The 23,961-nt window shown below is 55.5% G+C and carries 22 protein-coding genes, 1 tRNA gene and 1 pseudogene; 10 read left to right on the top strand and 14 right to left on the bottom strand.

Annotated elements, in window-relative coordinates:
• Positions 1–15: 15 nt before the first annotated feature.
• The 3 genes from LA04_RS12620 to LA04_RS12610 are packed head-to-tail and all read right to left on the bottom strand — an operon-like array spanning position 16 to position 1,987.
• A complete protein-coding gene (locus tag LA04_RS12620) occupies positions 16–693 on the bottom strand; it encodes a fimbrial biogenesis chaperone (RefSeq protein WP_047651818.1) in 678 nt (225 codons plus the stop codon).
• A 53-nt stretch (positions 694–746) separates the two neighbouring features.
• Positions 747–1,331, bottom strand: coding sequence for a fimbrial protein (locus LA04_RS12615; RefSeq protein ID WP_047651816.1), 585 nt, complete (start codon positions 1,329–1,331; stop codon positions 747–749).
• A 53-nt stretch (positions 1,332–1,384) separates the two neighbouring features.
• Positions 1,385–1,987 carry a helix-turn-helix transcriptional regulator gene (locus LA04_RS12610; RefSeq protein ID WP_047651815.1) on the bottom strand — a complete coding sequence of 201 codons (603 nt, stop codon included), beginning with the start codon at positions 1,985–1,987 and terminating at the stop codon, positions 1,385–1,387.
• A gap of 706 nt (positions 1,988–2,693) precedes the next feature.
• Here LA04_RS12610 and LA04_RS12605 point away from each other — a divergent pair.
• The 5 genes from LA04_RS12605 to LA04_RS12585 all read left to right on the top strand — a co-directional run bounded on the left by LA04_RS12605 (position 2,694) and on the right by LA04_RS12585 (position 6,719).
• Positions 2,694–3,455: a winged helix-turn-helix domain-containing protein gene (locus LA04_RS12605; RefSeq protein WP_047651813.1), complete on the top strand. Its 762-nt coding sequence runs from the start codon at positions 2,694–2,696 to the stop codon at positions 3,453–3,455.
• A 1-nt stretch (position 3,456) separates the two neighbouring features.
• Entirely contained in the window at positions 3,457–3,936 is a 480-nt protein-coding gene (locus LA04_RS12600) for a hypothetical protein (protein ID WP_023309865.1), read from the top strand.
• A gap of 189 nt (positions 3,937–4,125) precedes the next feature.
• Positions 4,126–5,064 carry a GlxA family transcriptional regulator gene (locus LA04_RS12595; protein WP_081957698.1) on the top strand — a complete coding sequence of 313 codons (939 nt, stop codon included), beginning with the start codon at positions 4,126–4,128 and terminating at the stop codon, positions 5,062–5,064.
• An 85-nt stretch (positions 5,065–5,149) separates the two neighbouring features.
• Complete coding sequence (locus LA04_RS12590) at positions 5,150–6,196, top strand: class I SAM-dependent methyltransferase (RefSeq protein WP_047651811.1); 1,047 nt, start codon at positions 5,150–5,152, stop codon at positions 6,194–6,196.
• Between the two features lie 67 nt (positions 6,197–6,263).
• Positions 6,264–6,719, top strand: coding sequence for an acetyltransferase (locus tag LA04_RS12585; RefSeq protein WP_047651810.1), 456 nt, complete (start codon positions 6,264–6,266; stop codon positions 6,717–6,719).
• Between the two features lie 116 nt (positions 6,720–6,835).
• Here LA04_RS12585 and LA04_RS23605 read toward each other — a convergent pair.
• Positions 6,836–7,078 (bottom strand): annotated as a pseudogene (locus LA04_RS23605) (hydroxyacid dehydrogenase); the annotation flags it as partial.
• Positions 7,079–7,128: 50 nt separating this feature from the next.
• A complete protein-coding gene (locus LA04_RS12575) occupies positions 7,129–7,470 on the bottom strand; it encodes a SymE family type I addiction module toxin (protein ID WP_047651833.1) in 342 nt (113 codons plus the stop codon).
• Between the two features lie 79 nt (positions 7,471–7,549).
• Between LA04_RS12575 and LA04_RS24800 the strand changes: the two genes are divergently transcribed.
• Both LA04_RS24800 and LA04_RS12570 read left to right on the top strand, forming a co-directional pair.
• Entirely contained in the window at positions 7,550–7,708 is a 159-nt protein-coding gene (locus tag LA04_RS24800; RefSeq protein ID WP_200882526.1) for a hypothetical protein, read from the top strand.
• 35 nt (positions 7,709–7,743) lie between these two features.
• Positions 7,744–8,343 carry a biosynthetic peptidoglycan transglycosylase gene (locus tag LA04_RS12570; RefSeq protein WP_047651806.1) on the top strand — a complete coding sequence of 200 codons (600 nt, stop codon included), beginning with the start codon at positions 7,744–7,746 and terminating at the stop codon, positions 8,341–8,343.
• A 1-nt stretch (position 8,344) separates the two neighbouring features.
• Here LA04_RS12570 and LA04_RS24420 read toward each other — a convergent pair whose 3' ends face one another.
• Both LA04_RS24420 and LA04_RS12565 read right to left on the bottom strand, forming a co-directional pair.
• Positions 8,345–8,965: a hypothetical protein gene (locus LA04_RS24420; protein WP_152594369.1), complete on the bottom strand. Its 621-nt coding sequence runs from the start codon at positions 8,963–8,965 to the stop codon at positions 8,345–8,347.
• 54 nt (positions 8,966–9,019) lie between these two features.
• Positions 9,020–9,114, bottom strand: a tRNA-Sec gene (locus LA04_RS12565).
• Between the two features lie 288 nt (positions 9,115–9,402).
• Between LA04_RS12565 and LA04_RS12560 the strand changes: the two genes are divergently transcribed.
• Positions 9,403–10,794, top strand: coding sequence for a glycoside-pentoside-hexuronide family transporter (locus LA04_RS12560; protein ID WP_047651832.1), 1,392 nt, complete (start codon positions 9,403–9,405; stop codon positions 10,792–10,794).
• Between the two features lie 12 nt (positions 10,795–10,806).
• A complete protein-coding gene (gene yicI / locus LA04_RS12555) occupies positions 10,807–13,125 on the top strand; it encodes an alpha-xylosidase (RefSeq protein ID WP_047651805.1) in 2,319 nt (772 codons plus the stop codon).
• Between the two features lie 99 nt (positions 13,126–13,224).
• Here the strand turns inward: yicI and LA04_RS12550 are convergent, their stop codons facing one another.
• Both LA04_RS12550 and xanP read right to left on the bottom strand, forming a co-directional pair.
• Positions 13,225–14,910 carry an AsmA family protein gene (locus LA04_RS12550; protein ID WP_047651803.1) on the bottom strand — a complete coding sequence of 562 codons (1,686 nt, stop codon included), beginning with the start codon at positions 14,908–14,910 and terminating at the stop codon, positions 13,225–13,227.
• A gap of 119 nt (positions 14,911–15,029) precedes the next feature.
• Complete coding sequence (gene xanP / locus LA04_RS12545; RefSeq protein ID WP_023309879.1) at positions 15,030–16,421, bottom strand: xanthine/proton symporter XanP; 1,392 nt, start codon at positions 16,419–16,421, stop codon at positions 15,030–15,032.
• Positions 16,422–16,646: 225 nt separating this feature from the next.
• On the opposite strand from xanP, the gene gltS reads away from it, so the two are divergent.
• Complete coding sequence (gene gltS, locus LA04_RS12540; RefSeq protein WP_047651801.1) at positions 16,647–17,849, top strand: sodium/glutamate symporter; 1,203 nt, start codon at positions 16,647–16,649, stop codon at positions 17,847–17,849.
• A 2-nt stretch (positions 17,850–17,851) separates the two neighbouring features.
• Here the strand turns inward: gltS and recG are convergent, their stop codons facing one another.
• The 5 genes from recG to gmk are packed head-to-tail and all read right to left on the bottom strand — an operon-like array spanning position 17,852 to position 23,718.
• On the bottom strand, positions 17,852–19,933 hold the full coding sequence (gene recG / locus LA04_RS12535; RefSeq protein WP_047651800.1) for an ATP-dependent DNA helicase RecG: 2,082 nt from the start codon (positions 19,931–19,933) through the stop codon (positions 17,852–17,854).
• Positions 19,934–19,936: 3 nt separating this feature from the next.
• Entirely contained in the window at positions 19,937–20,626 is a 690-nt protein-coding gene (gene trmH / locus LA04_RS12530) for a tRNA (guanosine(18)-2'-O)-methyltransferase TrmH (protein WP_033147052.1), read from the bottom strand.
• A 4-nt stretch (positions 20,627–20,630) separates the two neighbouring features.
• Entirely contained in the window at positions 20,631–22,745 is a 2,115-nt protein-coding gene (spoT, locus tag LA04_RS12525) for a bifunctional GTP diphosphokinase/guanosine-3',5'-bis pyrophosphate 3'-pyrophosphohydrolase (protein WP_023309883.1), read from the bottom strand.
• A 19-nt stretch (positions 22,746–22,764) separates the two neighbouring features.
• Positions 22,765–23,040, bottom strand: coding sequence for a DNA-directed RNA polymerase subunit omega (gene rpoZ / locus LA04_RS12520; protein ID WP_000135058.1), 276 nt, complete (start codon positions 23,038–23,040; stop codon positions 22,765–22,767).
• Between the two features lie 54 nt (positions 23,041–23,094).
• Positions 23,095–23,718: a guanylate kinase gene (gene gmk / locus LA04_RS12515; RefSeq protein WP_010426438.1), complete on the bottom strand. Its 624-nt coding sequence runs from the start codon at positions 23,716–23,718 to the stop codon at positions 23,095–23,097.
• Between the last annotated feature and the right edge of the window lie 243 nt (positions 23,719–23,961).

Here is a 23,961-nt window from a genome sequence, read left to right as displayed (position 1 = left end):
GCCTTACTGTTTTTATTACTGGGATAACGACGCGCGCGTGGCGGGGGTCCATGCCCCGTAATCGTTAATGGTCTGATAGCTCATGCTGCCCGCATGGCTGAAGGTTTCGGCCAGGGTCACGCTGCCTTTTGGGGGGACCATCACCGGCTGCACCGGCATACCGTCAATTTTCACGTTGATGGTGGTGAGGTAGTACGGCGTGGGGTTGCTGAGCGTGACTTTTCCGGCGCGATAGGCACCGGCCAGTTTTTTCCACGCCTCTCCCGGGGTCTCACTGAGTCCTTCCGGGCGATAAAAGACCTTGATGCGGTTAGCCGAAGCAAACTGCAGCGTATTCCCGGCGCCGCTTTTCGCCTGCTGTGGGATGGCTTTGACCGTCATCCAGTAGAGCGTCTCCCGATCCGCTGGCAGGGCTTTGCCGTTAAACATGATTTTCACCGCGCTTTCGCTGGCCGGCTTCATGACGTACAGCGGCGGCGTGATCACGAAGTCGTTGGTGCGTTCGCCTTTCTCATTCTCCATCCATGACTGGATGAGGAACGTGGCGTCGGGATGGGTGTTTCTCACCTGCATCATGGCCTGGCTGGTGGCGCTGGAGTAGACCATTCGCGTTGCGCCCAGCCCCACGCCGCCGGCAGAGACGGCGGAGGAACATAACGCGCCCGCCAGGCAAATCCATGTGTTTACGCGCATAGTGTTTCTCCTGAAAGCTAAGACAGGCCCGGCTCGCAGACCGGGCCTGAAGATTACGAATAGGTCACGGTGTAGGTCGCGACGGCGCTGGCATCACCCGCGGTGGCGCCGCCCTTCGGCGAGTAATATTTCGCGCTGAAGTTCAGGGTGTTGGCACCCTTACGCAGAGGGATGGCCGAAGCAGGTTCACCCAGCTTCACCACGTTGCCCTGCTCGTCATAAAGGCGAATAGCCACGTTTTGCGCAGAGTTGGCGCTGCCGTTTGCCCCGACGGACAAGCTATTAACATCGGAACCGTCCGGCGTGCCGGTGAAGGTGACGGCCACGGTTGTGGCGGCAATCGGGTTCTCATCCGTAGAGGCTGAGGTATCGGCGATTTCACAATCTTCCAGGGTGATGGCAAACGCTTTTGCCGTGCTGGCTTCGCTGCCGGCGGTTGCCAGCGTTGCGGTACGCACTTCACCCATATCCACGTCAATGTTGGCGCTTCCTGCGCTGATGGCGCAGGCGGAGGTCACCACTTTGCCGCTAAAGTTCACCGTGCCGCCGCTGGTGCCGGCAGCCAGCGCCGAGCCTGCTGGCAGTAATGCCGCAATAGCGATCGCGAGCAGCGGTTTATTTTTGAATTGAGCTTTCATTGTCCTGATTCCATGATGGTGTTATGTCGAGATTTGCTCTGAGAGCAGCAGGTCTAACTGGTTAAAAAGACCAGCAAATCTGTCTTGTTCCTGAGCCCTAGTTTTCTTATCGCTGAGCTTTTTAACGCGCTGACACGACGGTAAGAAAGCTGCTCTGTTTCGGCGATGTAACGCATATCCAGACCCTTTCGCAGTTCCTTCAATACCCTCCATTCGCCCGGCGTCAGCGATAACGCCGTGGGTTTTTTTAGTGGGCGATAACGGCTATCGACCATTTTTAATACGCTGGCTCGCCAGTGATAAAGCGGGTCCTGCAGCGAGAGATAGGCGTCTATTTCACCGCGTATCCACAGCCAGGAATTTGCCGGTGCTGAATACATGCAAATAAGTACGTCGGGATAAAGGGCTTTCATCTTCCTGATATATTTCAGGCAGTCATATCCCGCGTGATATTTCTCCATGCCGGATAAAAAAATCACGTCTACCGGTGCGGCCGAGAGTATTGTTTCGATCTCCGCGTAATTATCGATCGATGCTGTAATCTGCATAGTCGGGACAATATTTTTTAATAACGCGGCGATCCCCTGGCGCGCAAAGTGATCTCCACCCAATAGCGCGATATTTAAATGACGTGTGTTGTTGAGCTTATTCGCCATGTCATTCCCTCGATTTATAATTGTAATAAGACTCGTCTGTCTGGCAGATCGATGCCTGTATTTTCGAAGCAATTAAGCATTGCACGGTGTGAGCCCACTATACTCAGGGCGTAAAAGAGGTAACCTGAATTAATCTTAATTTGTTTTAAGTACGGTTTAGGTGTAGCGTCAATTTCTCCTCGCTGAACCGGCTTTTGCTTATCTGCCTGTAAATAATCATACCGGTAGTTTTTATTGAAAAGTTAGCTTTAATAAATGTTTTGTAAGGGAATAGTCTGGGTACGTCATGAGACGCGGGTTGTTACTGACGGTGGCTAACAGTTTCGCACTGAAATTGTTAATTAAAACGGCAGCTTTCGAATTGGTCGTAATTTCGAAACCCGCTGGCAGAGCGCGTCCTCTCTGCTTTTTAATAAAAAAACTAATTAAGCACGCTGAATAATTCAGACAATGATGGCTGAAGCGTTCAACGGGCGCCTTTGTCGAGTTTTGTCAGTGTCAAGACGGCTTTAAATGGCGGTTAAGAAAACTTCAGATGGGTCAGATAAAGAGAAAGGAAAAATAAGATTTTTCGCCAGGCGCCAGGATATACAGTTGCGCATTTATCCGTCACATTAATCCTTACACAGGCGAGGGATACGCAGGTTAACGGTGAAGGGAATCTACTGGAGCAACAGGCGTTGACCGGAGGTATTTAGCCCATTCTATGCATAAGCATTACATTATTAATGGCCTGGTAGAGTTTCATCCAGCGGCCAGCACATTACGCGATCTCAACAATCCTGACCGGGTGGTGGTATTAAATTCCCCGGCGGGGCGCTGTTTGTTGTTATTAATAGAAAGAGTCGGAAGTATTGTGACTCAACAGGAGTGCATGGATATTGTCTGGCAGCGCCGGGGGATGCTGGTTTCGCCTAATACCTACTACCAGAACATTTCTATTCTGCGTAAAGGGCTGAAGAAGGTGGGGTTTGAAACCGATCCGATTGTCACTATCCCGCGCATTGGACTGACGCTCGCAAGCGATACGCAAATCACCGTTAAAGAGACGCAGCCGCAGGCTGAAGAGGAAGAACGTGCTGCTCCGGATGTCTGCGAAGAGACCGCCGCCCCACCGGTCCCGATACGCCGCTTCTGGCTGCCGGGCGCGCTGGTGCTATTGCTGATGCTGGCTGGCGCGAGCGTTATCAGCCATAACCTGCTGCATGACAGCTATTTCGTCGACGGGTACCGCTTCGCGATGAAGATGGGCGAATGTCAGCTCTATTTTTCTCGCGATATTGAAACGCAGCGCGACAGGGATAAAGCCCTGGCCTATGCCGCCCCGTTTAAGGACCAGTGCGCGAACTATCCCTGGGTTTACGTCAGCGGCTACATCCTGCTGCCCCGTGCATCGGTCATTCGCTGTGACAGGCCGATGACGGAACCCAACCGCTGTATGTCCGATTATTTTATAGAGGATCGCTAGTATGGTTCGCTACCGTCAAACGCTTGTTGCGCTTTGCCTGTGCCTGCTGATGGGGGCTGTCGTGGCGGCGTATTACCTCTGGCATCGCCATTACATCCAGCCCTTTTCCTGTCAGGCGAACTTTATTCAGCATCACCGTGATGAAACGCTCTCTCTGTGGCTGAATTACACCGTGGAGGGTAACAGCGGAATACTCAGTATGAATGGCCGGTTGAAAAGCGATCCCACGAAGACCCTGAATCGCAAAGTTTTCTTTCAGATTGAGCGCAAAGACAGCGTCTATAATCTGACGTCCATACGCAATATGAAATTTCCGGACGACAACATCAGCGACAGCTGGCTGGAGAAGTACGAGCCCTTATTTTTTATCTATCCGAATAAGAATATTTATATGCGTATTAAGAAACAGCAGAATGAGAATTATTTATTTATTCTGGGAACGCTGCCGACCTATGTGTGCCACACGTCAAAAAACGGATAGCAGCAGGGAGAAATGTTTTTAAGTTTTTGCGTGCATCATTTATGCTTGATTTAACAGCCAGCACCTATATTAGGGAAATATAACAGCAACAATAATGTTGCGATAATGTAATTATTCTTCGGCAAGTTAATGAAAAATATAATTGATGATAGCGTCAGAATGACGCCTGCACGGAATAAATCTCTGCATATGGGGTTACTCCTGTGGCCCCATTTCTCGCTTTTCGCATATTCAGGATTGATAGAGGCGTTACGTATTGCATCCAGCGTCCAGAAGCGTAGCCAGAAAATACGTTTTAAACTCAGCCTGATAAGCACTTATCCCGACTTACCGGTAGTGAGCAGCTCAGGGCTCAGCGTGCGGCCCGAGGCCGCTCATGCGCCGCCCGGCGACTTTGACTATATTGCGGTGATTGGTGGAGGTCTGGAGCATCTTCACCAGGGACACCGTGGCGACAGAGCGTTTCTCACGGATGCTCATCACAACAACGTTCCCCTGATTGGTATTGGTACCGGCAGCTTTATTCTGGCGGAGGAAGGCTTACTGAACGAGCGCCGCGCCTCGATTCATCCTCATCACCATGACGTTTTCACGCAACGTTTTCCGCAGGTTTATGCCGAGCAAGGCCTCGATTTTATCGACGAAGGCGATGTGCTGACCTGCCCGGGCGGGATCTCAACGCTCACCCTGGTAACGGCGCTGATCCGCGCCCACGGGGGGGACGACATTGCGGCCACTACCTCCCGGCGGCTGTCCCTTCCTCCGCATGACGCCGCCACGCCGCTGCCCGCGAATATCGCCATGATACCTGATTCACGGCTGCGCAGGGCGGTGACGACCGTCGAACAGTATCTTACTCACCCGCTGAACGCCGCCAGGCTCGCGCAGGACGTTAAGCTGAGCGAACGTCAGCTCAACCGCCTGTTTCACGCCGAGTTTGGCAAAACGGCGCGGGAATTTATTCGCAGCGCCAGGCTGCGCTATGCCTGCTGGCTGCTGAAACACTCTCAGCAAAGCGTGACGGATATTGCGCGGCGGATGCGGTTTAGCGACTGCGCCCACTTTATTCGTCATTTTCAGACCGAGTACGGCTGCACGCCGGGGGTATGGCGCACGTCGCAGAACTGATGCACCTATTTCGTGCTTTCTTCGTAGGGTATTACTGGCTCGCCTGGATAGACTTCCGTTAAAAGCCCAACGGAGGGAAGACGACATGAACTGGCAGCCTTTTCGCGGCGATGCTCCGGAAAATATGACGATTTTCAGCGCGTCATTTCCCGACGTCAGCGACCAGTGGCCGATGAAAGACGACGCTGCCCGTGAGATCGCCTCCCTTGACCGCGCCCTGAAAGCCGAGCCAGCGCTCCGGCCGCCGAGGGTGGAATACGACGAAGGGGGGCAGGCCGTGCTTGTTCCGCAGAACCGCTATTCCGAACAGGCCTTCCGCAACCGTCCGGCGCTCACCGCGTGGCGAACCCGGCTGGTGCCCTCCGCGCTGGCGCTGTTTGTGGTGCAAAACCCGCTGGAGGACCGCCTGCCCGACGGCACGAAAATGGACAGCGACAGCCGCCAGTGGTTTATCCACGCTAACGATGCGATTGGCGTGCGTTCCCGCGCCCGGGTACTGGCCGCGCTGGTGGATAAGTACATTCATAATGAAAGCGAGAATAACTGGGTCAGCCTGGCGAGCGGGGCCGCCATCCCGGTGCTGGAGGCGCTGCGCGAAGCAAAGCTCGACGGCCAGCGGGTGTATCTCACGCTGGTGGACAAAGACCCGGTGGCGCTCAGCTGGGCCGAAACCATGGCGGCGCAGGAAGGGATTGTGGTGGGGGAACAGCTGACCCTGCTCAGGCGCAACCTGCTCCATACGCTGGTGCGTAACGAGGACCTGCTGCTGGAGCTGGGCGAGCAGCAGGCCGAACTGGTCGACGCGCTGGGGATTTTCGAATACTTCAACGATACCGACGCGGTGATTTTTCTCCAGCGCGCCCTGCGGCTGGTCAAGCCCGGCGGGGCGGTGATTGTGTCAAACATGCTCACCAGCAGCCCGCAAATTGACTTTGTGCTGCGGGGGATCGGCTGGGAAGATATTTACCCGAGGTCGTTACAGCAGCTGCAGGATATCCACCTCGCGGCCGGCGTGCCGGTGGAAAACGTCACCGTGGTGGTGCCGAAGGATGGGGTGTACGCGGTGATGGAGATTAGGGTAGGGGATGAAAAACCGCACGGTCAGTTCCCTCTCCCTGAGGGAGAGGGCTAGGGTGAGGGGGGGAACAGACCGCAAAGCGTGGCTTGAAATAGTTCGGTCTTCCAATCATGATCCACCCATGAAAATTGAAACCGCACACCCCACACACTTCGAACGTCTGGTCGCGATCTGGGAATCCTCTGTTCGCGCCACCCATCACTTTTTACAGGAAAGCGATATTGCGGCGCTGCGCCCGCTATTGCTTAACGCCTATCTGCCTAATCTCAAGGTCGTGATCGCTCGCGATGACGCAGGCGTTATTCACGGCTTTTTAGGCGTGGATGAAAACCGCATTGAAATGCTGTTTGCTGACGACGCGAGCCGCGGGAAGGGCGTCGGGAAATTGCTGTTGCAACACGCCATCGAAGAGTTTGGCGCGAACGAGGTGGACGTGAATGAGCAGAACCCGCAGGGCGTGGGATTTTATCGCCATATGGGGTTTGAGCAGGTCGGACGCTCGGAAGTGGACGGGCAGGGGAATCCGTTTCCGTTGCTGCATATGAAGCTGATTAGGAATACCGGGATTAGCGCTTAGCCTGCTTATTCCATTTTAATAAGCCGACAATATCTTTCTCACCCTCGGCTTCTTTCAGCAGGCGCTGCTTTTTTTCAAACTCAATGAATTCTGAGCACGCCTTTTCATCAGCCGCTTTTTTGCTGAACTTGTAAGTAAGCCTTACAAGTTGCTTTTTGTTCAAGCTCACCCTCTTCGTAAATTGCTTTAATATGCTGAGTAATGGCTTGAGGAGTGACCTGATAAAGAGCCGCAATGGCTGCTTGCGACAGCCACAGCGTTTCATGTTCGAAGCGACATGTGATGCGAACAGTTCCATCATCACTGGCAAACATAACCAATTCGCCTGCCGGAGATTGGATTACGTCTTTATCTGCCATGTCGCCTCCACATCTAATGCACCAGGCAGGTAGTATGCCAGAAACAGCCGCTAAGCTAGGTGGTTTGTATTTGATTTTGCGAGGCGCTTTCCAGCACGCGGAGTTTGGATCGCTACAAGCGCGTTCTCTATCTCAATTAGCTTTGCTTTCGTCCGTTTATAATCATCCTGCAACCTCTGCTCCTGCTCGTTATACGCCACCAGAACGATGCAACCTTTCATGACCTTCACCGTGACCTGCTGCCCGGTTTCAAACCCTGCCGCGCGCAGCCACTTGTCGGAAAGGATGATTTTCGGCGTGGATTTGTCGAAAACATTCGGGCGGTATCCCACAATTAACGAACGCTCGGTTTCGGATTGGCCGGTGTCTGGGGTAGAATGCGAATCAGCCATAATCAACTCTCTGGTAATTGGTGAGGCTAGCCTGCACATCGGAGCGTTGTTAGTACAGGAGGTTTAGGTGGTCTCCTGTGTGTTAGAGAAAATGGATAGGCGGCCTCAAGGTCAATCATATCGCGCCAAAAAATCAAAAGGCGGTGGGCAGTCTCCGCAGTTTAAGATGTGTATTGATCCGGTATTAAAGTTAAAGGAGCAGTTGGATGCCATGGCGGCTGAAGAAGGAATTTTCTGAAAGAGAAATAATTTCTAAAGGACGATAGTTATTACATGAATGTAATTAATTTTATTTCTAGTTTTGTTAAAATTACGAGAATTAAGAAAAAAATAACAAATGATTTTCATAAGATCGCATATTTTATGCCTGAAAGTAGTATGGATGATTACTTCGATGAGTTGGATTATTTTGTTATGGCTTTAGAAGACCGCCGTTTTCTAAAACATAATGGTGTTGACTTTATCTCGGTTGCTAGAGAGGCTTTTAAGTTTCTGATAAAAAGAAAACATGGTGGTGCAAGTACAATTGATATGCAAATGGTGCGAACTATAACTGGTTTTAAAGATATAACTTTAACCAGGAAATTATATGAAATGTTTCTTTCTATTGTCATAAATCGATTTTTTACAAAACACCAAATAATGAAGTGTTATCTTAATAATGCATTTTTTGGCTCAGGGCTTTATGGATGTAAGGCTGCATGTTTTGCTGTATACCATAAGGAATTGAATTTAATTTCTTTTGAGGAAAAAGCGTTCATTGCAGCAATGCTACTCAGACCTAAGCCTCTAAAAGAAAGCGAAAGATGGCTCACCCTTGTTACGTCCCGAGCATTATATGCTCAGGAAATATACCCTACAATAATTAAATAAACTATGCATATCTGGAAGGCGAAGACTTTTTAGGATATTCCTCGAAAGGTGTTGTTTTACATATAATGGTACCTTTTGAGTCAGCAGCGCTCGAAAAAAATTGCCCTTGAAATAATCCCTTCTTTTTATATCGGAGATTAATGTAATGAGATGATTCACGTTTGCTACCGTTTTCAACAATATGCAAGTGTATTTCATGAGGTCGAAGATATCTTCTTTCAATTTTTCCACTTATCTTTCCACGAAGTCTTTTCTGAGCAGGATAAATCCAGTCTCCTTCTTTTATTGCACTTTCGGCAGTTTTTTCCGAAGTGCCATCAATCGAAGAACCATCCGAATATAATATAAATGTATGATAGAGAACCATATCTCTATAAGAGTTTTTAGCTGATTCTGTAGTAACGGATTTAATATAAAAGACACCTGATAATTTCGGTGGGGGTTTAACGAATTCTTTGAAAAAGAATAATGTCAATGCCACTATTAGTGCTGCAACCAATGATCCGTAATTACTTGAGAGTTTCCCAAAATCATTTAGTAGCTGGATTAATTGATAAATATATTCTATAACTGCGGAAAAAAAATTCAGTAGGTGTTCACACGCTGGTATTGGTTTCGACACGCTATTCCCTCTTTAAAAACTTTTAATAATTAGCATTAGAGAGTTTAGCATTTTTGGCGGAAGATCACAGGAGTCGAACCTGCCCGGGAACGCTGGCGTCCCCAACTGGATTTGAAGTCCAGCCACCTCACCGGAGATGACGATCTTCCGCGCCTGCATTGCTACATGGAGGCGGGGCGCATTATAGCTACTTTCAGGCATTTACCACATACCCCCGCACACTTTTTTCACCTCTCTTTTGACCTGTACCCCCCTGTTTCAGTTAATTCTTAAGAAAATCCTCAGGTTAGCCTTTCGTGCTCACCAGTATTTACCGCGATCACAAAAAACAAGAAACGTAATCTGCTAACCAGAAAACGCAATACCCGCCTTTGAAACAATGGTTTAAAACCAATGCAACCGGTCTCAGCGCCCCCTACAGCGTGAAGGATAAAAAAATGAGCGAAGTATTGTCAGTAAAAGAGAAGATTGGCTACGGCATGGGAGATGCCGCCAGCCACATCATTTTTGATAACGTTATGTTGTACATGATGTTCTTCTACACCGATATTTTCGGCATTCCCGCCGGGTTCGTCGGCACCATGTTCCTGCTGGCCCGCGCGCTGGATGCGATCTCCGACCCGTGCATGGGGCTGATTGCCGACCGCACCCGCAGCCGGTGGGGAAAGTTCCGTCCGTGGATTTTGTTTGGTGCCATCCCGTTCGGCATCGTCTGCGTCCTGGCCTACACCACGCCGGATCTCAGCCTCAACGGCAAAATGGTTTACGCCGCCGTTACCTACACCCTGCTGACCCTGCTCTATACCGTAGTGAACATCCCGTACTGCGCGCTGGGTGGCGTGATCACCAACGACCCGACGCAGCGTATCTCCCTTCAGTCCTGGCGCTTTGTGCTGGCGACGGCGGGCGGCATGCTCTCCACGGTACTGATGATGCCGCTGGTGAACCTGATTGGCGGCGACGACAAGGCGTTCGGCTTCCAGGGCGGGATCGCCGTGCTGTCGGTGGTCGCGTTCCTGATGCTGGCGTTCTGCTTCTTTACCACCAAAGAGCGCATCAAGGTGCCGCCGAGCACCACCTCCATGCGGGAAGATCTGCGCGACATCTGGCACAACGACCAGTGGCGCATCGTCGGCGTGCTCACCATCCTGAATATCCTCGCCGTCTGCGTGCGCGGCGGCGCGATGATGTACTACTGCGCCTGGATCATGGGCTCGCCGGAGGTGTTCGTCGCCTTCCTCACCACCTACTGCGTCGGCAACCTGATCGGCTCCGCGCTGGCGAAGCCGCTCACCGACTGGAAGTGCAAGGTCAGCATCTTCTGGTGGACCAACGCCGCGCTGGCGGTGGTCAGCGTGGCGATGTTCTTCATCCCGATGCACGCCACCGTGCTGATGTTCGCCTTTATCTTCGTCATCGGCGTGCTGCACCAGCTGGTGACGCCGATCCAGTGGGTGATGATGTCCGATACCGTCGACTACGGCGAATGGACCAACGGCAAGCGCCTGACCGGCATCAGCTTTGCGGGCACGCTGTTCGTGCTGAAGCTCGGCCTGGCGCTGGGCGGGGCGATGATCGGCTGGATGCTGGCCGGCGGCGGCTACGACGCGGCGGCCAAAACTCAGAACAGCGCGACCATCAGCATCATTATCGGCCTGTTTACACTGGCCCCGGCGGTCTGCTACGTACTGAGCGCCATCATCGCTAAACGCTACTACACGCTGAAAACCCCCTTCCTGACCAAAATCCTGGGCGAGCTGGCGCAGGGCGCGCGCCGCAATCAGCAGGAGTTTGAAAACCTGCCGGTCAGCAAAGAATTGCAGAACTAAGAGGACGAGAGCATGAAAATCAGTGATGGAAACTGGCTTATTCAACCGGGCCTGAACGTGACGTATCCGGTTCAGGTGTTCGACGTGGAGCAGCAGGGCAACGACCTGGTGGTGTTTGTTGCGCCGCGCGACGTGCGCGAACGCACCTGGCAGCTCGACACGTTGATGTTCACGGTGCGCCTGTTTTCCCCGCAGGAAGGGATTGTCGGGGTGCGCATCGAGCACTTCCAGGGCGCGCTAAACAACGGCCCGCACTATCCGCTTAACGTTCTGAAAGACGTGAAGGTAGAGATTGAGAACAACGCCGAGTTTGCCGAGCTGAAAAGCGGCAGCGTCAGCGTGCGCGTCACCAAAGGCGAGTTTTGGGCGCTGGATTTCCTGCGCGACGGACAGCGCATCACCGGCAGCCAGCTGAAAAACAACGGCTACGTGCAGGATACCAACGCCGACCGCAATTACGTATTCGAACGTCTGGATCTGGGCGTGGGGGAAACGGTCTACGGTCTGGGCGAGCGCTTTACCGCCCTAGTGCGCAACGGCCAGACGGTCGAAACCTGGAACCGCGACGGCGGCACCAGCACCGAGCAGTCCTACAAAAACATCCCGTTCTACCTGACCAACCGTGGCTACGGCGTGCTGGTGAATCATCCGGAAAACGTCTCGTTTGAAGTCGGCTCCGAGAAGGTCTCCAAAGTGCAGTTCAGCGTGGAAGGGGAATATCTGGAGTACTTCGTGATAGACGGCCCGACGCCGAAAGAGGTGCTGAACCGCTATACGCGGTTCACCGGGCGTCCGGCGCTGCCGCCTGCCTGGTCGTTCGGCCTGTGGCTGACCACGTCGTTCACCACCAACTACGACGAAGCGACGGTAAACAGCTTTATCGACGGCATGGCCGAGCGCGACCTGCCGCTACACGTGTTCCACTTCGACTGCTTCTGGATGAAGGCCTTCCAGTGGTGCGACTTCGAGTGGGACCCGGTGACCTTCCCGGATCCGGAAGGGATGATCCGCCGCCTGAAGGAGAAAGGGCTGAAGGTCTGCGTGTGGATCAACCCGTACATCGGCCAGAAATCCCCGATCTTCCGTGAGCTGAAAGAGAAGGGCTACCTGCTCAGGCACCCGGACGGCTCCCTGTGGCAGTGGGACAAATGGCAGCCGGGGCTGGCGATTTATGACTTCACCAACCCGGACGCGTGCCGGTGGTATGCCGACAGGCTGAAAGGCCTGGTAGATATCGGCGTCGACTGCTTCAAGACCGACTTCGGCGAGCGTATCCCGACCGACGTCCAGTGGTTTGACGGATCCGATCCGCAGAAAATGCACAACCACTACGCCTACATCTACAACGAGCTGGTGTGGAACGTGCTGAAAGAGACGGTGGGAGAAGAAGAGGCGGTGCTGTTTGCCCGCTCCGCGTCCGTCGGGGCGCAGCAGTTTCCTGTGCACTGGGGCGGCGACTGCTACGCCAACTATGAGTCGATGGCCGAAAGCCTGCGCGGCGGGCTGTCGATTGGCCTGTCCGGCTTCGGGTTCTGGAGCCACGATATCGGCGGGTTCGAAAATACCGCACCGGCGCACGTCTACAAACGCTGGTGCGCGTTCGGGCTGTTCTCCAGCCACAGCCGCCTGCACGGCAGCAAATCCTACCGCGTGCCGTGGGCGTACGACGACGAGTCCTGCGACGTGGTGCGCCACTTTACGCAGCTGAAATGTCAGCTGATGCCGTATCTGTATCGTCAGGCGGCGCTGGCCCGCGAGTTCGGCACGCCGATGCTGCGGGCGATGATGCTGGAGTTCCCGGACGATACGGCGTGCGATTATCTCGACCGCCAGTACATGCTGGGGGATGCGGTGATGGTCGCGCCGGTGTTCTCCGAGGCGGGCGACGTGCAGTTCTATCTGCCGGAAGGCCGCTGGACGCACCTGTGGCACAACGACGAAATTCAGGGCAGCCGCTGGCATAAGCAGCAGCACGATTTCATGAGCCTGCCGGTCTACGTGCGCGACAACACCCTGCTGGCGCTGGGCAACAATAACCAGAAGCCGGACTACGCGTGGAACACGGGGACGGCCTTCCAGCTGTTTAACCTGGACGATGGCGCAACGGCGGTGAGCGAAGTGCCTGCGGCGGACGGCTCCGTGGCGTTTACGCTGAAGGCGTCACGTCGGGGAGATATCGTGACCTTTACCGGCGCGGGAGACGCGCAAAACTGGTCGGTGTGCTTGCGCAACGTACAGAAGGTGAGCGGCGTAAAAGGTGGTTCACATGCGGGCAGCGAGTGGGGTGTAGTGGTGAAAGCCGAGGGGAATGAGGTGGTGGTTCACCTCTGAACCGCAAGGTATTGTGCGGTCTGATGCCCTCACCCTGACCCTCTCCCACAGGGAGAGGGAACAAACATCAAAAACGGCAACAGGGTTGCCGTTTTGCATTTACCTTGTGGTCGATACCTCGCCACCCGCCATAGTCTGCTGCACCTGCTGTTTATCCATATTTACCGCGCCCAGCTTCGCATTCACCGTTGGCTTCAGCGGGGCATTTGCCTGCACGCTGCCGCTGGCGGTGAGCTGAATATTGCCGTCGCCCGTAATCGGCAGCGCAGGCCAGCCCCACTGCTGCAGCACGTTGAGCGGCACGCCGCGCCCGTTCAGGCTCACCGTGGTCTGCCGCTGCGGCAGCTGTGAAACCGTCGCCGTGGCTTCCAGAATACCTTTCTCGGTAAAGGCGCTCAGGTCGGTAATGTTCACCGTGGCGGCGTTCGCATTCAGCGCCAGCGACGGACGGCGCACGTCCACGCGGTTAAAGGTGGCCGCCGCGCCGTTCAGCGTGGCGCTGCCGCCCCACACGCCCCACTTATGGTCTTGCGCTAGCTGCAGGTTAGCCCCATAGCCATCAAGAGAGGTGATCTGCCACGGGAAAGCCGGATCGATATCGATCACCAGGTTGCGGCTCAGGCCGAATTTTTGCAGCGTCACGTTGTTCAGCCATTCCGGCAGAGGCTCCATCCACAACGTTTTCCAGTTCTGCGGCAGGGTGTATTCCAGCCCGGCGATGGCGACATCGTCCAGCACCAGCGCTTTACCGTCGCGTAGCCAGTTACCGGACGTGCGCACCATGCCGCCCTCCCAGCGGGAGGTGAACTGACGCAGCGCCATGCCCTGCGGGGAAAACTCCGCATTCAGGATCGGATCAAAAAGATGCAGCGAGCCGTAGATAAACTCGCTGGCATTCATGGACAGCCGGCCTTCCTGGCTCTGCCAGTCGCCTTTGCTGAGAGTCAGGTTGCGCAGGCTTAGATCGAGATCGGTCACCGCCCAGTCCGGGCCCTGAAGCCGGGCGTCGGTTACGTCCAGACGACCAATCTGTAGAGAGGGGATAGTGGCCAGCGGCGCGAAGAACGCCATCAGCGTTTTATCGCTCTGCAGGCGGATCTCGTTCAGGCGCATCGTGTCGATAATCCAGCTCCCGTCGGCGTTGCGCAGGGCGGAGCCGGTGAGTGAGCCACGGGCCATATCGGCGCCAATCGTTTTCAGCACCACTTCCTTGCCGTTGAGCTGGCCCTCGATCAGCACGTTGGTGGCCGGTACGCCGTTCAGGGTCAGCGAGCCCGCGCTCATCTGGATCTGCGCGTTGTTCCCCAGCACGTTGCCCGCTTCCGGTTGCCACGGGCTGACGCCGCCCGTGACCTTCTGCGCGCTGAGGTCCCATTCGGTATTCGGGCTGTTAAACGCCATGTTGTTCAGCTGCAGGCGATCCGCCTGGAACGGCAGCGGTGCCGTCTGGGGCGAGAGATTCAGCGTGCCGTCGAACAGGGTGATGGTGTCCATATGCAGCGGATCGGTTATCTGGCGGCTGCTCAGGCCGATATCGACTTTTTTGGCTACCAGCGTGGCGGGTTTACCGTCCCGACCGAAGGTGACGTTTTCCAGAATGATGTGGGAAGGCGACGAAAAGCGGTGATTCATCTTGTCGAAACTGAGTTCGTAGTCGGTATTCACCGTCACCCAGCTGCTGACCTGAGACGCGCCCCAGCGGGTCTGGAGCAGAATGTAGAACGCCAGCAGCACAATGAGCAGGGCTACCAGAAGATAGATGAGGAGCTTTCCAATAAATTTCATGGTCTTCCATCCCGCAAAACGCACATAAGGGAGTTATGCACGATTTATGCGCAATCCTCAAGGCGGGAATGGTGTAATTAGATGTCACGGCAGGCATTGACTGCCTGCCGTGAAGAGGATCAGTTCTTTTCAGGCGGGAAAACGAGGTTCAGAACGATAGCGGTGATACCGCCCGCGGCAATGCCGGAAGAGAGCAGGTTTTTCACCCAGTCAGGCGCAAACTGCAGGATCAGCGGCTGCTGGGAAACACCCAGACCAACGGCCAGCGACAGCGCGATAATCATGATCGCGCGGCGGTTCAGCGGCTCGCGGGAGACAATACGCACGCCGGAGGCCGCGATAGTGCCGAACATCACCAGCGTCGCACCGCCCAGCACCGGCTCAGGAATGTGCTGCACAAAGCCGCTTACCGCCGGGAACAGGCCGAGAACGATCAGCATCAGCGCCACCACGAAGCCAACGTAGCGGCTGGCCACGCCGGTCAGCTGGATCACGCCGTTGTTCTGACCGAAGCAGGAGTTCGGGAAGGTGTTGAAGACCGCAGAGACAAACGAGTTCAGGCCGTTCGCCAGCACGCCGCCTTTCAGGCGCTTCATGTACAGCGGGCCGGAAACGGGCTGCTCGGAGACGTCCGAGGTAGCGGTGATATCGCCGATGGTCTCCAGAGAGGTGATCATAAAGACGAGCATCAGCGGCAGGAGCAGACCCCAGTCAATGCCCAGACCGTAGTACAGCGGCGTAGGGACGACGATCAGCGCGCTGTTGGTCGGCGCGGTGTTTTCCGGCAGCATGCCCAGCGCCCACGCCAGCAGGTAGCCCGCCGCCATGGCGATAACCAGCGAGGCGACGCGGAGGTAAGGATTACGCTGACGGTTAAGCAGAATAATGATCGCCAGCACGACACCCGCCAGCAGCAGGTTTTTCGGCGCGCCGAAGGTGTGGTCGCTCATTGCGGCATAACCGCCGCCGATGGAGGTCAGGCCCACCTGAATCAGCGACAGGCCGATAATCATCACCACCACGCCGGAAACCAGCGGGGTAATGACGCGGCGAGCCAGATGCAGAACGCGGGAGATGACCATCTCCGTGCAGCTGGCCAGCATCAGGGTGCCGAACAGCGCCGCCATCATGGTTGGGACATCCGCACCACCGGTTTTCAGCGCCGTACCGCCCATGATCAGCGGTGCCACGAAGTTAAAGCTGGTGCCCTGAATCGACAATAAACCTGACCCCACCGGACCCCACGCTTTAATTTGAATAATCGAGGCCACGCCGGAGGCGAAGAGAGACATGCTGATAATGTGCTGCGTGTCCTGCGCCGGTAAGCCGAGCGCCTGACAAATCAGCAGCGCCGGGGTGATCACCGCAACAAACATCGCCAGAAGATGCTGGCAGGCGGCGAAAAGCGTTTGCGGCAGCGGCGGGCGGTCTTCAAGGCGGTAAATCAGTTCGCTATTTTGCTTCTGCGCAATCGGTTGCGCATCAGGCGACTCTATGGTGTTAACGGACATCGGCGGCAATCCCACGGTGGAAAAGCGGGCATTTTATCTGACCACCTGGTAAAAGCAAACGATTGCCAGCAAAAAAAGGGAAGAAAATATGCTGCTGTGAGCAGGTTTTCTACAACGCATCGGGAAAAAAAATTACACTTTTTGCGCCGGGGGCTCATGAAGAGCGCAAACCGGCCCAGGATAACGCCGCGTGTGTATGGAGCACGCGCATTACAGGAGCCTTTTATGATTCATCTCGATACGTTGTCGACCCTTGTTGCCGCAACGCTGGTTCTTCTGCTTGGTCGCAAGCTGGTACATAGCGTTTCCCTTCTGAAGAAATACACCATTCCTGAACCTGTCGCCGGTGGCCTGCTGGTGGCGCTGGCCCTGCTGATACTGAAAAAAAGCATGGGCTGGGAAATCGATTTTGATATGTCCCTGAAAGACCCGCTGATGCTGGCCTTCTTTGCCACTATCGGCCTGAACGCCAACCTGGCGAGCCTGCGCTCGGGCGGTAAGGTGCTCGGCGTATTCCTGATTGTGGTGGTGGGGCTGCTGCTGATGCAAAACGCCATTGGCATCGGCATGGCAACGCTGCTGGGGCTGGATCCGCTGATGGGTCTGCTGGCGGGGTCGATTACACTTTCGGGCGGTCACGGAACCGGGGCCGCGTGGAGCAAGCTGTTCATCGAGCGCTACGGGTTTGAAAACGCGACGGAAGTGGCGATGGCCTGTGCGACCTTTGGTCTGGTGCTGGGTGGCCTGATTGGCGGCCCGGTGGCGCGGTATCTGGTGAAGCACTCCACCACGCCGAACGGCAGGCCTGACGATGAGCTGGTGCCGACCGCGTTCGAAAAGCCGGACGTCGGCCGCAGCATCACCTCGCTGGTGCTGATTGAAACTATCGCGACGATCGCCATCTGCCTGACCGTGGGCAAAGTGGTTGCGCAGTGGCTGGCGGGTTCCGCGCTTGAACTGCCGACCTTTGTCTGCGTGCTGTTTATCGGGGTGATCCTGAGCAACGGTCTGGCGCTGATGGGTTTCTATCGCGTGTTTGAACGGGCGGTGTCGGTGCTCGGCAACGTCTGCCTGTCGCTGTTCCTGGCGATGGCGCTGATGAGCCTCAAGCTGTGGGAGCTGGCCTCGCTGGCGCTACCGATGGTGGCGATACTGGCGGTGCAGGCGCTGTTTATGGCGCTGTACGCCATGTTCGTGACCTGGCGCATGATGGGCAAAAACTACGATGCGGCGGTGCTGGCGGCGGGTCACTGCGGGTTTGGTCTGGGGGCCACTCCAACGGCTATCGCCAACATGCAGGCGATCACCGAACGGTTCGGGCCATCGCACATGGCGTTTCTGGTGGTCCCGATGGTTGGCGCCTTCTTTATTGATATCGTCAACGCGCTGGTGATCAAGCTGTACCTGATGCTGCCGATGTTTGCCTGACATCAGGCGTTGGAATAACGCTCGGTTTCCGGCATCCAGCGCTCAATTAACGCTGCCGCCTGTTCGGGGTAGCGTTCATGAATATGGCGGGCGAGGCGCTGAACCTCGGGGATCATGGCCTGATCGCGCAGTAAATCCGCAACCTTGAACTCCGCGTTACCCGTCTGACGCGTGCCCAGCAGTTCGCCCGGGCCGCGGATCTCCAGGTCTTTTTGCGCAATCACAAAACCGTCGTTGCTGTCGCGCAGCACCTGAAGACGCATCTGGGCCGTTTTGGAAAGAGGTGCTTTGTAGAGCAGTACGCAGTGGGACGCAACCGCGCCGCGGCCGACGCGCCCGCGCAGCTGGTGGAGCTGGGCAAGGCCGAGACGCTCCGGGTTTTCGATGATCATCAGGCTTGAATTTGGGACGTCCACGCCGACTTCGATCACCGTGGTGGCGATCAGCAGATGCAAATCACCCTGTTTGAACGCCTGCATTACCGCCTGTTTTTCGGCGGGCTTCATGCGTCCGTGAACCAGACCGACGTTCAGCTCCGGCAGCGCCAGCTTAAGCTCTTCCCACGTTGCTTCGGCAGCCTGCGCTTCCAGCAGTTCAGATTCTTCAATCAGCGTACAGACCCAGTAGGCCTGACGCCCTTCCTGGGTGCAGGCGTTGCGCACGCGGTCAATGATATCGCTGCGGCGCGTGTCGGGAATGGCGACCGTGGTGACCGGCGTACGGCCCGGCGGCAGTTCGTCGATGGTAGAGGTATCCAGATCGGCGTAGGCGGTCATCGCCAGGGTGCGTGGGATCGGCGTGGCGGTCATGATCAGCTGATGCGGGTGGAAGCCCTGCTGCAGCCCTTTCTCCCATAATGCCAGACGCTGATGCACGCCAAAGCGGTGCTGCTCGTCGATTATCACCAGCGCAAGACCGTTAAACTGCACCTGCTCCTGGAAGATGGCGTGCGTGCCGACAATCATCTGCACCTGCCCGCTGGCAATAGCCTCCTGTTGCGCAAGGCGCGCTTTGCCTTTTTGCTTTCCGGCAAGCCAGCCCACTTCAATCCCGAGTGGCGCAAACCAGGCGCGGAAATTGTTGGCGTGCTGTTCAGCCAGCAGCTCGGTCGGCGCCATTAGCGCCACCTGTTTACCGTTAGCAATCGCGCGCAGGGCCGCCAGCGCGGCAACCAGCGTTTTACCGGAGCCCACGTCGCCCTGCACCAGGCGCATCATCGGCACGTCGAGCGCCATATCGCGTTCAATCTCGGCGGTGACGCGCGCCTGCGCGCCGGTGGGTTTAAACGGCAGCGAGGCCAGCAGCTTATCTTTGAGCGCATCATTCTGGCTTAACGGCTGAGCGTGGAAACGCTGCGCGCCCGCGCGAAGCGCCAGCATGCTCAGGTTATGTGCCAGTAATTCCTCAAGGATAAGACGCTTTTGTGCGGGGTGTTTGCCGCTTTCTAAATCGCTGAGCTGCAGCGTTGGCGGCGGGCGGTGCAGGGTTCGCAGCGCCTCGGGCAGGCTCATCATGCCCTGCGCCAGTTCGGGCGGCAGCAGCTCGGTAATGGCGCAGGTATCCAGCAGCTCCAGCGCCTGATCGGTGAGCTTGCGCAGCGTGGCCTGCTTGATGCCTTCGGTCGTCGGGTAAACCGGAGTGAGCGTCTCCTGCATTTCCGGCGTGCTGAGATCGCCCTGCACGCGGTACTCCGGGTGGATCATCTCTGCGCCGTATTTCCCGCGTTTGGCTTCGCCATAGGCCAGCACCCTGCGGCCCGTCGCCAGGCTGTTTTTCATCGCCGCACTGAAGTTGAAAAAACGCATGGTGAGAATGCCTGTGCCGTCGCTGATCTGGCAGGTCATCATTCGGCGTCCGCCGAAGGTGATGTTGCAGTTCAGGACTTCGCCTTCAACGGTGGCGTAAATGGCGGGAAGAAGATCGCCAATCTTGTAGAGCTGGGTGCGGTCTTCGTAACGCAGGGGGAGGTGAAGCAGGAGATCCTGCACGGTGTGCAGGCCAATTTTTGCCAGCTTATTGCTTTGCGCCGCGCCCACGCCCGTCAGGCTGTTAAGCGGGATGGCATCCAGCAGGCGGCCTTTCATCGCTTACCCGGCGTACTGCATGGTGGCCCACCACTCGGCATCGGCTTCAATTTCGCCCTGCGCGTTGACGTGGGGGTAAGGCAATTTTTTCTGCTTCGCAACGCGAGCCAGCACCGGATAACCACCTTCAAACAGCAGGCGCTGCTGTTCCTCTTCCGGCAGCATGCTGTTGCTGCGCTCGTACATCCCGGCGTTCTGACGCTGACGCTGCGCTTCATACAGAATGAGTGCGGACGCCACGGAGACGTTCAAAGACTGCACCATGCCGATCATCGGAATGATGATGTCACGATCCGCCAGATCCAGCGCTTCCCGGGAGATCCCGGTTTTCTCCTGACCCATCAAAATGCAGGTTGGGCGGGTGTAGTCGATCTCGCGAAAATCTACGGCTTTGGCGGACAGGTTAGTGGCCAGGATCTGCATCCCGCGCCCTTTCAGGTGCGATACGGCTTCGCCAATGGTGTGATGATTTTTGACAGACACCCAGCTGTTGCTGCCTGCCGCCGCCGAGACCGTATTGCGCATACGGCCGTCCGGCCAGACGGCGTGTACTTCATGCACACCGACGGCATCTGCGGTACGAACGATAGCAGAGACGTTATGAGGTTTATGCACCTGCTCCATGCAGACCGTCAGGTCAGGCTGACGCCTGGCGAGCATTTCGCAGATACGTGCATAACGTTGTGAATTCATAAACCTAGTTTCGGTTTCGGGTGACTTTAATCACATCCGGCATGACGCGGATCTTGCGCATAATATTCGCCAGATGCACGCGGTCGCGGGCGGTCAGACGAATAAAGGCGCTGTACACGCGGCCATCTTTTTCTTCCGTATTCAGGCTCTGAATGTTGGAAGAAGCCGTGTTGATCGCTGCCGTCAGGTTCGCCAGGGCGCCCTGATGGTTGAACATATCCACCTTAATTTCGGTGATAAATTCCTGCGCCGTCTCTTTATCCCACTCGACTGCCATAAACTTCTCGGCTTCTTTCTGGTAGCCGCGAATGTTACGACAGGACTCGTGGTGGATAACCAGCCCTTTACCCGGGCTGACGTGCGCAATAATCGGGTCGCCAGGTATTGGACGGCAACATTTTGCGAAGGTGATCAGCACCCCGTCCGCGCCTTTAATCGGCAGGTGTCCATGGCTTTGCGTGGTTGCAGGCACCGCTGTCGTGTCGCCTTGCTGCAGGTTCTTCGCCACCACCACGCTCATGGCGTTGCCGAGGCCAATCTCTGCCAGCAGGTCGTCAAGTGACGCGAGCTTCATGCGCTCCAGCTCACGCTGGACGTTCTCCTGCGGAATTTCAGCCAGCTTACGGCTGCCGCCCAACGCGTGGTTGAGCAGACGACGCCCCAGGCTGACGGAATCATCGCGCTTGAGGTTTTTCAGCAGCTGGCGAATTTTGGCGCGCGCTTTGGAGCTAACGACAAAGTTCAGCCAGGCCGCGTTCGGACGTGCGCCCGGCGCGGTAATAATTTCTACCGTCTGGCCGCTGGAGAGCGGCTGAGACAGCGGATAAGGCTGTCTGTCGACACGCGCGCCGACGCAGGCATGCCCGATATCGGTGTGCACGGCGTAAGCGAAGTCGACCGGCGTTGCGCCCGCAGGCAGTTCGACAATGCGACCTTCTGGGGTGAAAACGTAAATCTCATCCGGGAAGAGATCGGATTTAACGCTCTCGATAAATTCAAACGAGCTGCCCGCACTCTGCTGAAGCTCCAGCAGGCTCTGCATCCAGCGCTGGGCGCGGATTTGTGCGGTTGTACTGCTTTCTCCACCGTGCTCTTTATACGCCCAGTGTGCGGCAACCCCCATCTCTGCCATCTGGTCCATGTCTTCGGTGCGGATCTGCACCTCAACAGGCACGCCGTGTGGCCCGATCATCGAGGTGTGCAAAGATTGATAGCCGTTCGCTTTTGGAATGGCGATGTAATCTTTCATGCGCCCCGGACGCGGTTTGTAGAGGCTGTGCATCTGCCCCAGCACGCGATAGCAGGTGTCCGAGTCGTGGACGATCACGCGGAAGGCGTAGATGTCCATGATCGAGTGAAAACGCTGCTCCTTGAGCACCATTTTGCAGTAGATGGAGTACAAATGTTTCTCGCGACCGCTGACGCGGCACGGGATTCCCGCTTCCTGTAAGCGCCCTTCAATTTCCGAGAGGATTTTTTGAATCATCTCTTTACGGTTACCGCGTGCGGCTTTCACCACCTCTTTAATCACGCGATAGCGGTTCGGGTACAACGCTTCAAAACCCAGCTCTTCCAGCTCGGTTTTAATGTGGTGAATACCTAAACGGTGCGCCAGCGGACTGTAGATTTCGAGGGTTTCACGGGCAATGCGGCGACGTTTATCCGGGCGAAGTGAGCCCAGCGTGCGCATGTTGTGGGTACGGTCAGCGAGTTTGATGAGAATAACGCGGATATCCTGCACCATCGCCATAATCATCTTGCGGAAGTTTTCGGCTTGCGCCTCTTTCTTGTCGCGGAAATTCAGCTTATCAAGCTTAGAAACCCCTTCCACCAGTTCGGCAACGCTTTTGCCAAACAGCTGTTCCATGTCCTGGTAAGTGGCTGGGGTATCTTCGATCACGTCGTGCAGCAGAGCGGCCATCAGCGTTTCGTAGTCGAGTTTCATCTCGGCCAGAATACAGGCCACCGCTACCGGGTGCGTGATATAGGGTTCACCGCTTGAACGTGTCTGGCCCTCGTGAGCGTCACGTGCAACGAGATACGCCTGCTGAAGACGCTTAATCTGGTCTTCAGGCAGGTAGGTTTGAATCAGTTGATTCAGGCTTTCAAACAGATACAAGGGCGACCCGCAGGTTTAATTAACGACGACCTTCAGCAATAGCGGTTACGGCCTGCAGTTCTGCGGCTTCCTGCTCTTGCTGCTCCTGGCGCTCACGCACGTCGAGGATCTGGTTGTTGATCAGACCTTCTTCGATTTCGCGAAGTGCAATAACGGTGGTTTTATCGTTTTCTTCCGGTACCAGCGGATCTTTACCGCCTACCTGCATCTGACGAGCGCGACGCGCGGCGACCAGCACCAGGTCAAAACGGTTACCAATTTTCTCTACAGCGTCCTGAACAGTTACGCGTGCCATACTTAAAATGCTCCACAGGTGAAGAAATGACTGGGCATGATACTGAAAGTGGGTTCAGTCTGCCAACAGTTTGGTGATTAATGCGTCATGTCGCTGCTTCTGGCGGCTCATACGCAGACGTTCTGCACGAAGAATGGTTTTGAGATCGCTCAATGCGGCATCAAAATCATCATTCACAATAAGGTAATCATATTCCGCGTAATGGCTCATTTCTGCAACAGCCTGTTCCATACGCTTTGCGATCACTTCTTCGCTATCCTGACCGCGGCCACGCAGGCGGCGATCCAGCTCATCTTTCGATGGCGGTAAAATAAAGATACTGCGCGAATCAGGCATTTTCTTACGAATTTGCTGTGCGCCCTGCCAGTCGATATCCAGGAACACATTCACGCCCGTGGCCAGAACCTGCTCAATGGTTTCACGCGAGGTACCGTAGTAATTGCCAAATACTTCAGCGTGTTCAAGAAACGCGTCTCTGCCGATCATCGCTCTGAACTCGTCGTGATCCACAAAGAAATAGTGTTCACCGTGCACTTCACCCGGACGCGGCGCTCGCGTGGTGTGAGAAACAGAAACCTGTGTGTCGTACAACGGTTGGGTTTTTAACAGTGCCTGAATAAGGCTGGATTTACCCGCGCCACTAGGGGCAGAAACAATATAAAGCGTGCCTTGAGCCATGAGAGTCTTTTGTATGTGTTAACGAAGAAGTCCTACATACGGGCTTATTATACACGTCACCGCCGTGTGACGTAGCCTTTGTCACACTTTTTCCCCTGGATTATTGAATTTTGCGTGCCGTTTTCAGGTTTTATCTGTGGTTTTCAGCAACCAAAAGAAACACCGGATAGCGTCTCGCATTGTGAAATGTTGCCGTTAGCGTTGTTTCAGGCATCCGGGTATATCTCCTGCAATGAAAAGGAG

This window comes from Enterobacter sp. UCD-UG_FMILLET, from assembly GCF_000762975.1.
Taxonomy (GTDB): domain Bacteria; phylum Pseudomonadota; class Gammaproteobacteria; order Enterobacterales; family Enterobacteriaceae; genus Enterobacter; species Enterobacter dykesii.
The sequence above is the reverse complement of the archived record's forward strand: the minus strand, read 5'-3'. Positions and strand labels throughout refer to the sequence as shown.